The 13160-nt window shown below is 42.4% G+C and carries 11 protein-coding genes; 7 read left to right on the forward strand and 4 right to left on the reverse strand.

Features of this window, described 5'->3' with window-relative positions; genetic code table 11:
• Positions 1-130: 130 nt before the first annotated feature.
• Together H6G86_RS19090 and H6G86_RS19095 are read left to right on the forward strand one after the other, a co-directional pair.
• Complete coding sequence (locus tag H6G86_RS19090) at positions 131-802, forward strand: ABC transporter ATP-binding protein (protein ID WP_277883641.1); 672 nt, start codon at positions 131-133, stop codon at positions 800-802.
• Between the two features lie 128 nt (positions 803-930).
• Positions 931-2343 (forward strand): TolC family protein, encoded by a 1413-nt coding sequence (locus H6G86_RS19095; protein ID WP_190935609.1) that lies wholly within the window; start codon positions 931-933, stop codon positions 2341-2343.
• A gap of 135 nt (positions 2344-2478) precedes the next feature.
• On the opposite strand, the gene H6G86_RS19100 is transcribed toward H6G86_RS19095, so the two are convergent.
• Both H6G86_RS19100 and H6G86_RS19105 read right to left on the reverse strand, forming a co-directional pair.
• Positions 2479-3006 (reverse strand): cupin domain-containing protein, encoded by a 528-nt coding sequence (locus H6G86_RS19100; protein ID WP_242064860.1) that lies wholly within the window; start codon positions 3004-3006, stop codon positions 2479-2481.
• 166 nt (positions 3007-3172) lie between these two features.
• Positions 3173-5434, reverse strand: a complete 2262-nt coding sequence (locus tag H6G86_RS19105) for a cation:proton antiporter domain-containing protein (protein ID WP_190935610.1) — start codon at positions 5432-5434, stop codon at positions 3173-3175.
• Between the two features lie 155 nt (positions 5435-5589).
• On the opposite strand from H6G86_RS19105, the gene H6G86_RS19110 reads away from it, so the two are divergent.
• Complete coding sequence (locus H6G86_RS19110; protein ID WP_190935611.1) at positions 5590-6354, forward strand: class I SAM-dependent methyltransferase; 765 nt, start codon at positions 5590-5592, stop codon at positions 6352-6354.
• A gap of 101 nt (positions 6355-6455) precedes the next feature.
• Positions 6456-7127, forward strand: coding sequence for a Uma2 family endonuclease (locus tag H6G86_RS19115; protein WP_190935612.1), 672 nt, complete (start codon positions 6456-6458; stop codon positions 7125-7127).
• A 44-nt stretch (positions 7128-7171) separates the two neighbouring features.
• Here the strand turns inward: H6G86_RS19115 and H6G86_RS19120 are convergent, their stop codons facing one another.
• On the reverse strand, positions 7172-7453 hold the full coding sequence (locus H6G86_RS19120; RefSeq protein WP_190935655.1) for a hypothetical protein: 282 nt from the start codon (positions 7451-7453) through the stop codon (positions 7172-7174).
• A gap of 43 nt (positions 7454-7496) precedes the next feature.
• Positions 7497-7964, reverse strand: coding sequence for a VOC family protein (locus tag H6G86_RS19125; RefSeq protein WP_190935613.1), 468 nt, complete (start codon positions 7962-7964; stop codon positions 7497-7499).
• 77 nt (positions 7965-8041) lie between these two features.
• Here H6G86_RS19125 and H6G86_RS19130 point away from each other — a divergent pair, with 77 nt between their 5' ends.
• From H6G86_RS19130 to H6G86_RS19140, 3 genes are all read left to right on the forward strand, one after another.
• Positions 8042-8524 (forward strand): DUF4385 domain-containing protein, encoded by a 483-nt coding sequence (locus H6G86_RS19130; protein ID WP_190935614.1) that lies wholly within the window; start codon positions 8042-8044, stop codon positions 8522-8524.
• Positions 8525-9187: 663 nt separating this feature from the next.
• Positions 9188-9721, forward strand: a complete 534-nt coding sequence (gene infC / locus H6G86_RS19135; protein ID WP_012412604.1) for a translation initiation factor IF-3 — start codon at positions 9188-9190, stop codon at positions 9719-9721.
• 388 nt (positions 9722-10109) lie between these two features.
• Positions 10110-13133, forward strand: coding sequence for an MFS transporter (locus tag H6G86_RS19140; RefSeq protein WP_190935615.1), 3024 nt, complete (start codon positions 10110-10112; stop codon positions 13131-13133).
• Positions 13134-13160: the final 27 nt, after the last annotated feature.

Below are 13160 nucleotides of genomic sequence, written 5' to 3' on the forward strand. Positions count from 1 at the left end.
TTCGTAATTCGTAATGACGCTCGCGGACTTGCTACCGCTACGCTAACGTAATTCGTAATTACAAACTCCTGTAAGGACGCGATTAATCGTGTCTCTACTCTTAACTCCTAACTCCTAACTTTTAAATCTTATGGCAACAATGATTTGGATGGAATCTATTACTAAAACCTATCACTTGGGAGAAGTTAGTGTTCCAATACTCAAGGGAATTCAACTCTCTATAGAGGAAGGGGAATATGTCTCGATTATGGGTGCGTCAGGTTCGGGTAAATCCACGCTCATGAATATTTTGGGATGTCTGGATCGTCCGACAACTGGAGACTATATTTTTGAAGGGAGAAACCTGACAACTTTTGATGATGATGAATTAGCGTATATTCGCAACCAAAGGATAGGTTTTGTTTTTCAACAATTTAACCTATTGGCGAGGGCGACAGCACTGGAAAACGTTATGTTACCAATGGTTTACGCTAACTTACCCAAGCCAAAACGCCGGGAAAGGGCATTAGAAGCCCTGGAAAAGGTAGGATTACAGGGACGCATAGCTAACCGTCCTAGTCAACTATCTGGGGGACAACAACAACGGGTAGCGATCGCTCGTGCTTTAGTCAACCGACCTGCATTAGTTTTGGCAGATGAGCCAACAGGAGCTTTAGATACTGAAACTTCTCATGAGGTGATGAATTTGCTGACAGAACTTAATGACCAAGGAATCACAATTGTAATTGTCACTCATGAACCAGATATTGCTGCTCAAACCAAAAGGATTATTCGAGTTCAGGATGGCTTGATTGTTGGCTAATTTGTTAATATCAAATCTTAGAGGAGGAATTTAAAATTTCTATTTCTATTTCTATTTCTATAGGTCAATCAGGATAAAAACTTTTGATTGTATCCTCAAAAAACCTAATTAATGACTACATCTAGATTATGAATTTTAGCTTATTATTTGTGCATTCTACCTGGGTTGGTGTTGCGTTTGCGATTCTTTTTCCAGCTTTAGCAAGTGCTGTAACTCCCCCAAAACCGCAGAATAACTCAAGCTCTGTGCAGGTTCCCGATTACCTCAACCCTAATCCCAATCCTCTGCAATTTCCTACTAAACCCCAGGAAGTAAGGATTCAGGGAACTGTGCCAATCACTTTGGCACAAGCTTTGGAACTAGCACGACGCAATAATCGAGATTTACAGGTAGCAATATTACAGCTAGAACGCAGTCGTTCAGCTCTACGCGAATCTCAAGCTGCCTTATTTCCTACTTTGGGAATCAACAGTAATTTGACTAATAGTGGTAATGGTTTTACTAATAATTCATCTCAATCCAGTACCTCTTTTAATGGTTCAGCACAACTAAATTACAACCTCTATACCTCCGGTAATCGACAAGGGGCAATCCAAGCAGCTGAAGAACAACTACGTGTGGATGAATTGAATGTTGAAAGTCAGTCTTTGACAATTAGGTTGAATGCCACGACTCAATACTACGATTTGCAACAAGCAGATGAACAAGTAAGAATTAACCGAGCTGCTGTGGAGAATGCCCAGGCTAGTTTGCGGGATACTCAAGCCAGAGAACAGGCGGGAGTGGGTACGCGGTTCGATGTGCTACAGGCTCAGGTGAATTTAGCAAACGCCCAACAACAACTCACTAATGCTATCTCGCAGCAGCAAATTGCCCGTCGCCAGCTTGCCACCACGTTAAGTTTGTCGCAGTCTGTTGATATCAGTACCGCAGATCCTGTACAGTTAGTGGGTCTTTGGCCGCAGACCGTAGAACAAAGTATTGTCCAAGCGTTTCAAAATCGTCCAGAATTGCAACAGCAATTAGCACAACGTAATATTAGTGAGCAACAGCGACGACAAGCACTTTCACAGTTAGGGCCGCAAATTAGTTTGGTCGGTAACTACAACCTCCTAGATCGCTATGATGATGGTGTCAGCATTACTGATGGCTATTCAGTGGGTCTCCAAGGAAATCTCACTTTGTTTGATGGAGGAGCAGCAAGAGCAAGGGCGGCTCAGTCAAGAGCTAATATTGCGATCGCCGAGAGTCAATTTGCCAGCCAGCGTGACCAAATTCGCTTTAATGTAGAACAATTCTATTCTCAATTGCAATCTAATTTAAATAATGTGCAGACTTCTAGTGTGGCTTTAAATCAAGCCAGGGAAGCTCTGAATTTAGCAAGGTTGAGGTTCCAAGCTGGTGTGGGCACTCAAACAGAGGTGATCTCTGCTGAAAATGACCTGACAAGAGCAGAAGGTAATCGAGTCACAGCTATTTTGGATTACAATCGCGCTTTAGCTAATTTGCAAAGATCAGTTACTTCTAGAGGATCAAGCTAAGATCAGCCCCTTTGGGGCTTCTATTTGTGGATAGGACTATATCATCACGTCGCTATTAAGTACAACTTCATAGAGAATTAGTATTAGCCACGGACAGAATGCTGGAGTTTCCATTAAGGAAATTCATTCTACCTGTTATGCCTTCTTACCTGTTACTGGTTCAGCTATGTTTTCCATATCGACCAGATTCCATTTTAAACCTTTACTCCTATATATACGTTTCTGCAAATTTGGATAGTCACCGATATCATGGTCTAGCCTTTGACCAACTACTATACATTTGAATATAGAATTGCCCGTGTTTGTCAGCTTATGCGGCTGACCACCAGCGCGATATCCAATAAAATCTCCTGCTTTAACTGGATAAATGCTTTCTCCAATTGTTGCCTCAGCTTCTCCCTCAAGAACGTATACGCACTCTTCTTCGTGATAGTGCATGTGAAGCTCCGTTGATTCACGTCCAGGCTCTACTTCAATGATGTGGAAACCGATATTTTTTAAACCTGTCAAATCTCCTAAAGACTTATTCAGTCTGCGAGCATTGGAGTTGAGAAAATGTGTTTTTTCTAGTCCTTCATAAGACTCAATCTCTTCTTTGGTAACTAAATACTTTTCCATTTCTCGATACCAAGGTGCTAAGAAAATTTGATGGTGAACAAGCAAAGGGCCTAAAGATGAATTAAGACGGAAGTTAAAATAGGTTCAAGGGTTCCATCTCAGTAGAAGGAATCGCTTCTATTTGTGGATGGGATTATATCATCACCTCCTTATTAAGTGCAAGTTAATAAAGAATTGGTATCAGTCGTAATCTAGCTAAAGCTGAGAACGCCTATGGCGTAGTAATTACTGCTACTGGGCAATGGGCTTTACTTAAAATTGCATCTACTCTGTGACCGAAGAAAACGCGACCAGTAACCATTCGGATATTACTCCCTAAAATAATTAGGTCAACTTCTTGGGTTTGGGCAAACTTGAGGATTTCCCTTTCTGGGCTGGTTCCTTGAAGAATATAGGTTTTGACATCAGCACCCAGATTGCGGCCAATTGCTGCTTGTTGTTCAAGCAGATCGTGAGCAATTTCCTTCACTGGAGTTAGCGATCGCTGTTCGTATAGAATATATTCAACTTGTGGCAAATTAATCACGTTCACGATCATCACTAATGCTCCCGTTTGAGCAGCGATCGTACTTGCCATCTCTACAGCATTTTTGCTATATTCTGTCCCCACAGTTGGCACCAGAATCTTTGTCAGCTTTTGTTGAGCGATTTTGCATATCTCGCCTTTAGCTTGGGGTAGGTGCGACTTGACCACCATCGTTGCACATGGCGCTTCTTGTACTACCCGATCTACAAGCAAATTGAACAATGTTTTCTGAGGACGTATCTGTTCAGAAGCTCCTAATACGATCAAGTCATAGTTTTTGTTCGCTTCATTCAAAATTACCTCCGCTTTACTACGCCCAGACTCCATTTTTGTTTGCAGGGTCGTATTATCAGGTAGCTGCATTTCCTCAGCAACAGAAGCCAGAGCTTCCTCTGCGGCGGTATCTTTAAGCTGGGTCGCTGCCCGACGGCCTTTCTTTTGGGGCTGCTTGTCACTCAGAGCATATAGAGATGTCACTTCTATCGAGTTTTGGTGAGCCATGTAGCCCACTAATTGCGCTGCGAGTTGGATGTTGGTACCACCACTAGTAGGTATTAAGATACGGTGGATTTGCTTGATAAAGCTGCGGCTATCCTGCTCTTCTTGTTCCAACCGTTGAGCTTCCTCCTCACTCATAACCACTTTTGATAAAGTCCAGCGCAGAAGGGGTGGAGCCATTAGGGAAGTGACGATCGCCACCATAACAATAATTGAGTACATCTGGGGATTCAGGACTCCCAAAGATAAACCAATCGTGGCAACAACAATTTCCATTGCTCCGCGAGCATTCATACCGGAACCCATCGCCAAACCTTCCCAATGACTCAAGCCACCGACGCGAGAACCAAGGTAAGCACCTGTAAATTTGCCAACACAGGCGACAGCGAGAACAATCAAGCCAAATAACAACGTCTGGGGGACTAACAGAGCTAGCAAATTAACTTTCAAGCCAGCTGAAGCAAAGAAAATTGGTGCTAGAAAGCTTGCTGTGAAGACTTCTAGCATGTGTCCAGCTTCATTGCTAAAGCGACGGGATTGACCGGCCAGAATCCCCAGCACGAAAGCACCTAATGCTGCTTCTAGACCTAATGCATGGGTAAGTGCTGCTGCTGAGAGCGAAAGAATCAGCACAACCGACATACTAGCGGCGATTCCACCAACATAGTCATCAACCCAGCGCAAAATCTGATCTACGATGGTACGTCCAATTGTGAAAGCGATCGCTAGAAATAATATAGCCGCACTCACAGAATGGAAAATTGTCCCAAGGTCAAACTTGCCGCTACTAGCTAGACCGGAAACCACAGAAAGTAAAATCCAGCCGATGGTGTCGTCAGTCATCCCAGCCGCTAAGGTTACTTGACCAATGTCACGACGAATCAGGTTTAAGTCCATCAGCACCTTGGCAATCACTGGTACTGCCGAAATACTCATTGCTGTAGCGATAAAAAGACTGAATACTAGTCGCTTTTCTGGGTCGGCTAAAAAACTATCTGGCAATAGCCAGCCCAATCCAAAACCGGTGATAAACGGGACAATAATTCCGCCCAGTGAAATCAGCAGAGCCGTTTTACCCTTACGAAGAATTAGCTTGAGATCCGTCTCCAACCCAGTTACAATCAGCAAAAATAACACACCTAACCAAGAAATCACCGAAAGTAAATTAGACTGTTCTTGACTTTTGGGAAAGATGTGAGCTTGCAAGTCTGGAAGGAGCAAACCAAAAAGAGAGGGGCCAAGCAGCACACCCGCCAATAATTCCCCAACAACAGGCGGGAGGTTAATTCGGCGCATTAACTCACCTAATCCCCGCGCTACGAGCAGTAATAGTGACAGCTGCACCAGCACCAACAGCAACTCATGATGACCGAGAGGTTTAATTAAACCGTCACCTGCTACTTTCTGTGCAGCGAGTACAGGCACTAACATTAGGGACAGGTTTTGCATAATGTCCAAAGGTTGGATTACAAATTTTTAAACGGGCTGTTCAAGTAAATCCTGAAATGTTTATTTCCACATCGGCCTAGAAGCTTAAAGTGTCATGATAATGACTTACGCACAAGAGATCCCCCAACCCGCGACAATTATTAATTGAGGCACAGATGAGTTATAACCACAAGCTTAAAATCTTACCTTTGATAGTAATTTTCCTGTTAATACTTGAATGCTTGCTGGTTGATAAAGCTTCCATAGCATTAGCTGCTTCTTCATCCACCACGGTTTACGAACAGCGTATTATCCATAGTCCAGATGGTATTGGCAAATACTATATGGGGCGAGAAATTGCCAAAGTTATGGGATATACAGGCGCTGGCTGGCTAGAACGTCCCAGCCGAGAGGGAGAGGAACAGCCAACTAAAATAGTTAACGTCCTCAACCTGAAACCTAACGATGTAGTGGCTGATATTGGTGCTGGTACAGGTTACTTGAGCTTTCGCATTGCGCCCTTATTAACAGAGGGGAAGGTGTTGGCTGTAGATGTTCAGCCAGAAATGTTAGAAATAATTGAGTTGTTCAAAAAAGAGAAAAATATCATCAATGTTGAGCCTGTTTTAGCAACCCTTAATGACCCAAACTTACCATCTGAAAGTATCGATTTGGCTTTGATGGTAGATGCTTATCATGAACTTGAGTATCCTCAAGAAGTGATGCAAGGAATTGTGAAAGCACTAAAACCAGGTGGTCGGGTAGTCCTGGTTGAGTACCGGGGTGAAAATCCCTTTATTATGATTAAAGGTCTGCACAAAATGACTCAAAAGCAAGTCCGCAAAGAAATGCAAGCCGTTGGTCTGGTTTGGCGTGAAACTAAAAACTTGTTACCTCAACAGCATTTAATGGTATTTGAGAAACCCAACACTAATTCGTAATTCGTAATGACGCTCCTGCGTCGCTAACGCTGCGCTAACGTAATTCGTAATTAAGGTTTCAAGGGATAATAAAGTAAGACTCCTAGCCAGAGCAGAAAATCATGGTTAACTTATCACTCAAGCAACGAATTCCTCCTTTAGAAAATGGCGATCGCCTCACTCGCTACGAATTTGAACGACGTTATCAGGCAATGCCCCGTCATCAAAAGGCAGAATTAATTGAAGGAGTTGTATATTTGGCATCCCCATTACGCTTTGAAAGTCATGCTGAACCACATGGTCATCTTATCGGCTGGTTGTGGACTTACCAAATTGCCACTCCTGGAGTGAGATTGGGAATTGAGCCAACAGTGCGCTTAGATCGAGACAATGAACCCCAACCAGATGGAGTGTTATTAATCACACCAGCAGCTAAAGGACAATCTCGTTTGAGCGATGATGACTACATAGAAGGTGCGCCAGAACTCGTAATAGAGATAGCGGCTAGCAGTGTTGCTATTGATTTACATGATAAGAAAAAAGTCTATGGTCGTAATGGGGTAAAAGAATATATTGTTTGGCAAATATTTGAAAATAAATTAGATTGGTTTAGCCTGCAACAAGGAGAATATGTATCCTTAGAAGTGGACGCAGATGGAATTATTAAAAGCCAAATATTTCCTGGTTTGTGGTTGTCAATGTCGAATTTACTTGCTGGCAATATGCAGCAAGTATTGGCTGTGTTGCAGTTGGGATTAAATTCGCCAGAACATCAGATATTTGTGCAGCAATAGTAGGAAGGAGAGTAAAATTCTATGACTATAGCGCTTTTTTGATATCAGTCTATTTTTTGGGGAATGAGACTGGCGTTTTTAGTTGCACTATCCCAAACAATCCAGCTAACAGAATTATCTAAATCATCGGGACTATTTGAAACTTTAAAATATAGCTTTTCTTCGCCTTTTCTTTCAATAGCAAAATCGGCATTTTGAGCATAAACAACTATAAAACCTTTATCTCGTAAACAATACATCGCCCAGGCTTTCAATGATTGCTTGTATGGTTCGTGTGGAATTGGCGGTTTTGTGATTGTGTCTTCAATTACTTTAAATATTTGGATGAGTTTCGCGGTCATGGTAGATACTTTTGTTTTTACCCCTAAGTTAACTAGCTTCTGGATCGCAACGAATTTCAATCATAAAGCCATCTGGATCGTAAAAATACACACCTCTACCAGTAGGACGAGTGACTGGGCCATGTGCGATCGCTATTTTATTTTCTCTGATCACTGTCACTGCGCGATCAAATAACTGTGGATCGATGTCAAAAGCCAAATGGTATGCTCTGGTGAATGTCTTCTCTGGATTGGGATCTGGTGGTGATAATTCTGGTTCCCCAAATAAATCCAGTATCGTCCCATCCGGGGTAATAAAGTTCGCTACTTTCCCTGATGCGACAAGTTCCGTCAGAGTTGCGGGTACCTCGTCGCCTGTAAGTTCATGTAAACCCAAGATTGTGCCATAGAAATAGCGGGAAGCTTCCATATCCTGGACATTGAGGGCAATGTGATGCACTTTACGCAAATTTCCTGGCGCAAGGACACTGTTCACAGATTGGGTGCTAGATAGCATAGTAGAAGAAAATCTCCTTACTAGGATAGAAGCTGAACTTTTTACTTAAAGTTTATTATTTCTAATAAAAATCTATCATGCTATTTGATTATTCTTTAGACTTTAAAAATATCGATTTTCGCCAACATCCTGAACTATATCGCGTTGGCAAGGGTGAACAGGGCGTACTTTTGGTAGAACCATACAAATCAGAAATTCTTCCCTACTGGCGGTTCAAAACTCCTGAGATTGCTAGAGAATCAAGTGAAAAAATCTACGAGATGTTTCTTGGTTATCTAAAACAAGATGATTTTATTGGCGCAGATATGGCACGAAAGTTTATCCAAATGGGTTATACTCGCTCTCGCCGTTATGCTAATCATAAAACAGGCAGAAAATATAAACAAAATTTGGAAACTTCAGGTTCGAAAAAAGAGATTCTTCCTTACGAAGAAGACCCTGTTAAAGCCGAGTCAGCAGCAATTTTTAAAGCCAAGTGGATACAAGCAAAGACAAATGAGAAATATCAAGAGCTTTTAACCAAGCATAAACAGATGTATGAAAGCACCTCACCTTTGTAAATCAATATACCTGACCATTAGAAATCGCGGTTCATCTTGCATAATAAACGAAGTCCGCCTGTGCGTTATTGTTTTTCCCTAACCTTGAGAACACTCACAAAGCTAAAGAGGGAAGGCGAACTTGACTTGGAGAATCGAGCGTGTCTTTAGACCTGATAGTGTCAATCTGATTACTACCTTGTTTTATGAGCAGCTATACAAACCTCAACAAAGCCTTGCCGCAGGGTAGTCTCAGGAAAATGGAGGGTTTCCAACCTACGCAGGTGGGTAAAACCTAGTGTAGCTAAGGTTTCTAACTGCCCTTTTAAATGCTAAAATACTTAATGTAAATTAATATGTTACATAAGTTTTACTAGATGTATCTACATACTGTAAGCTTGGGATTCTGGAAAAACAGTGCTTAATTCGACTGTCAACATTATTGAGCAAAAGTTGTAATAATATTTAACATGTGTCTAAGTTGTGTAATTTAGATTAACTATTGCAGAGAAATTCTCTCAGAGTTAGTAAAATGACAAATACAACGACGCAACTATTTTATGGATTAGTTACTCTAGAACTGTAGACTATGTTTTCAGTCCTGAGTTATTTCCGTATTTTGCCTCTGAGGCATACCAATCAAGACCACACCAAATCCTTCATTAAGAGCTCCCACAAATCATAATGCCTGTGATTGAGAAGAAAAGAACTCGCGATCTGCCCCAAATTAACGAACGAATTCGCTTCCCGAAAATTCGGGTCATTGATACTGACGGTGCCCAATTGGGAATTATGCCCCCACAGGAAGCACTACAACTAGCAGAAGAGAAAGAGTTAGATTTGGTGCTTATAAGTGACAAAGCTGACCCGCCAGTTTGTCGGATTATGGACTACGGGAAATATAAGTTTGAGCAGGAGAAAAAGGCGCGGGAAGCCCGGAAAAAGCAGCACACGGCTGATGTCAAAGAAGTTAAGATGCGTTACAAAATAGAAGAACACGACTACAACGTGCGTGTTAAGCAAGCAGAGCGCTTTTTGAAAGATGGCGATAAAGTCAAAGCGACTGTGATGTTCCGGGGTCGAGAAATTCAACACAGCGATCTAGCAGAAGATTTGCTCAAGCGAATGGCAACGGATTTGGAGCCTTTTGGTGAGCTTCAACAAGCGCCTAAAAAAGAAGGGCGAAACATGATGATGCTTATCTCGCCCAAAAAATAATCCTCTAACTGTTTAATAGACCAAGTTTGAAAACCCCTGGTTAGAAGTCAGGGGTTTTTTCGTTTGGATACAAGATATGCCCAAAGCTTTGAAGTCGTTTAAATTTATCTCAAATCGATAGTCTTGAAGGCTGAGTGGGAAACATAATACTCAGTTGCTCAGGACTTTTGCTATTTCCAGGGGATGGGGGAATGGGAATGGGGAATGGGGAATTGGGAATTGGGCATTGGGCATTGGGCATTGGGCATTGAACATGAAGAAGAGACAAGGACTTGTTCAATAATTCCCCCTTGTCCCCTTGTCCCCCTGTCCCCCTGTCTCCCCTGCCTCCCCTGCCCCCTGCCCCCTGCCTCTATTGCGCGGTGATACTACCAGAAAATAAAACTGCATGGAACTGAAAAATCACTGGTTTGCTGTAAATAAAGTTGTTTTACCACGACTACTACAGTGGGTGAATCTCCGGCCAGAGGAGAGTGAACGAACACAACTAATGTTTATTTTTTACACAACTGTATGTGTAGGATTGCGGTGGGCAGAAGACAGTACGGTGGCGCTGTTTTTGGATGAATATGGGACTCATCTATTGCCGTGGATGTATATTGCCAGTGCCGTTATGAGCGCAGCCCTGGTTTTTTTATACTCTTGGCTGCAAAGGATTTTTCCGTTACGCCAGGTGATTGTAGCGATCGCACCTTGCATGTTGATGCCATTAGTTCTATTAGTTTTATTACGTTGGGGATCTCATGTTTCTTACCTGGTAGTTATTTCGGCCTTTCTGCTGCGGCTATGGGTAGATGCCCTTTATGTAGTCAACGATCTCAACACCTCCATCGTCGCTAACCAAATATTTAACATTCGAGAGATTAAGCGGACTTACCCACTGGTGAGTAGTGGACTTTTGGTAGCAGATGTGATTAGTGGCTTTAGTTTGCCTTGGCTAGTGCAATATACCTCGCTCAATAAGATCATCTTCATTGCCTGTGTAGTGATTTTATTAGGATCGGGGATTTTATTGTATTTAACTAATCACTATCGAGCGGCTTTTCCTGAAACCCCACAAAGACTAATTCCTGAAGAACAAGCTTCACGAGAGCGTTTCATTAAAAGTCCTTTGAAGCGCTATGTTTGGCAATTGTTTGCTTTTGTCGGTCTATTGCAAGTCATTGGGTTATTAATAGATTTTCAATATCTGCGCGAACTCAAATCCAATATGAGCGACCGAGAACTCGCCAGTTTCTTGGGTCTTTTTGGTGGGATGTTGGGACTGTGTGAGTTGTTATTGCAGTGGTTTATTTCCAGCCGACTCATTGAACGGATGGGGGTATTTTTTACAGCGACACTTTTACCAATCACCGTAGGCTTTTCACTACCAGGAGTGCTGGTATTTTTGCATTTAATTCCAGCCATACAATCACAAAGCTTTTTCTGGGGCCTGATAATTGTCAAATTTTGCGATGAACTTCTGCGCTATACCTTTGTCATGAGTAGCGGCCCCATCCTGTACCAACCGATTCCAGAGTCAATTCGCAGCCGGATGCAGACTTTATCTGGCGGAACAGCCGAAGCGATCGCTACAGGTTTGACAGGAGTACTAATTTTTGCAACTCTATTGTTTTGTAACCGCTTTGTACCCGTATCCCTGCAAAAGTGGGTGTTGGTGGCAGAAACAATGCTGATAGCTAGCACCTGTTTAAAAGTAGTTTGGGAATTGCGATCGCGCTACGTTGAACTGTTAGTCTTGAGTGTGGCACGGGGTCAGTTGAGTGCAACCAATGTCGGCTTACGATTCTTTAAGCAAGGTGTAGTCAAAGCCTTGGGAGAAAAAGGCAGCGAGGCTGATAAACGCTCTTGTATTGAACTTTTAGCCCAAATTGACTCTCAAGGAGCTGCGGAAGTTTTAGCACCCCTGTTAGTTAAGTTAACCCCAGATTTGCAGCGCCAAAGTTTGGAAGTAATGCTGACAGCAGGTGCAAATCCCGCTTATCTATCCGCCATTCGTCCTTTGTTAGAACAACCCCAAGAAACTAACCCCGAAGTTTTCGCCCTAGCACTACGTTACGTTTGGCTAGCTGAACCAAATCCCAATTTAAGCATCCTAGAAGAATATCTCAACCCCCGCCAAAACTCACTCATCCGCGCTACTGCCGCCGCTTTAGTCTTACGCCAGGGAACGCCCATGCAAAAGGTAGCAGCTACCCAAACTATGCGCCGGATGTTGACTCATAAGAAAGAACGGGAACGGGTGAATGGAGTCAGAGCGCTTAGAGAAGCAGTTTATTTACAAGCGTTACGGATTCACATCCCGAATTTATTACAAGATGAGTCGTTACGGGTGCGCTGTGCTGTATTGGAAATGATTGCAGCAACCCATTTAGAGGAATACTATTCGGCGCTGATTGCAGCACTTTATTACAAATCAACCCGCACTATAGCAATGTCATCCCTAGTGCGGCTGGAAAATGAAGCGATAGAGATGCTGTTGCGGTTAGCTAACAATATTTACAAACCAGAAGTAGTGCGGATGTACGCTTGGCGTACCATTGCTCAAATTGGTACTCAGGAAGCATTAGAGACTTTATGGGAAAACTTAGAGGCATCCTGGGGTATAACTAGGGATCATATTCTTCGTAGTTTACTAAAAATACATAAACAACCAGGAATTAGAGGTTTAGTAGATCGGTTTTATGAAAGTCGGGTAGAAAATTTAATTGAGCAGGAATTAAAGTTTTTAGGCGAGATTTATGGCGCATATATAGACTTGAAAATATTAGATGAAAAAGAAAATCATCAATCAAGCCAGAGGATTGTGATTGTTTCTGAGTTACTGCAACGCGCCCTTTTAGAATTGGAATTGGATGTCAAAGAGCGGCTGCTACTGTTGCTCAGACTGCTTTACTCACCAGAGAAGATGCAGGCAGCAGCATTTAATCTGCGATCGCTCTCAGTGGTAAACTTAGCACGGGGTTTAGAAATCTTAGAGCATACCGTAACTTTGCCTTGCAAGTCTCTGTTGGTGAATATTTTAGATAACCGACCGCAGTCAGAAAAATTGCAACATCTTGTAGAAGCCAAGATCGTAGAATATGAGAATATGCTAGTTAGCGATCGCCTCCACCGATTGCTGATGTTAGGTAACTTCCTTTCTGATTGGTGTCTAGCTTGTTGTTTCCATTTTGCTCAAGTAACTCGCATCAGACTTACCAGTTCTGAGATTTTAGTAAGTTTGCGTCATCCAACAGGCTTTGTTAGAGAAGCTGCGATCGCATATCTAAATATGGTTTCACATCGCGTCCTCCTGCAAATCTTACCCCAGTTACAAAAAGATCCACATCCTTTGGTGGCCGCTCAAGTTAAAGAGTTACTCGAAAAACACAACTTTAAAAATTTAAAAATCTCGAGAATTAATGAATAGTAGGGGTGTACATCTGTACACCCTTAC

It is taken from the genome of Nostoc sp. FACHB-133 (assembly GCF_014698055.1).
GTDB lineage: Bacteria > Cyanobacteriota > Cyanobacteriia > Cyanobacteriales > Nostocaceae > Nostoc.

What these genes read in the sequence shown, in the direction of transcription:
- H6G86_RS19090 (WP_277883641.1), top strand. Translation starts at nt 131, where the DNA reads ATGGCAACAATGATTTGGATGGAATCTATTACTAAAACCTATCACTTG.
- H6G86_RS19095 (WP_190935609.1), top strand. Translation starts at nt 931, where the DNA reads ATGAATTTTAGCTTATTATTTGTGCATTCTACCTGGGTTGGTGTTGCG.
- H6G86_RS19105 (WP_190935610.1), bottom strand. Translation starts at nt 5,434, where the DNA reads ATGCAAAACCTGTCCCTAATGTTAGTGCCTGTACTCGCTGCACAGAAA.
- H6G86_RS19110 (WP_190935611.1), top strand. Translation starts at nt 5,590, where the DNA reads ATGAGTTATAACCACAAGCTTAAAATCTTACCTTTGATAGTAATTTTC.
- H6G86_RS19115 (WP_190935612.1), top strand. Translation starts at nt 6,456, where the DNA reads ATGGTTAACTTATCACTCAAGCAACGAATTCCTCCTTTAGAAAATGGC.
- H6G86_RS19125 (WP_190935613.1), bottom strand. Translation starts at nt 7,964, where the DNA reads ATGCTATCTAGCACCCAATCTGTGAACAGTGTCCTTGCGCCAGGAAAT.
- H6G86_RS19130 (WP_190935614.1), top strand. Translation starts at nt 8,042, where the DNA reads ATGCTATTTGATTATTCTTTAGACTTTAAAAATATCGATTTTCGCCAA.
- infC (WP_012412604.1), top strand. Translation starts at nt 9,188, where the DNA reads ATGCCTGTGATTGAGAAGAAAAGAACTCGCGATCTGCCCCAAATTAAC.
- H6G86_RS19140 (WP_190935615.1), top strand. Translation starts at nt 10,110, where the DNA reads ATGGAACTGAAAAATCACTGGTTTGCTGTAAATAAAGTTGTTTTACCA.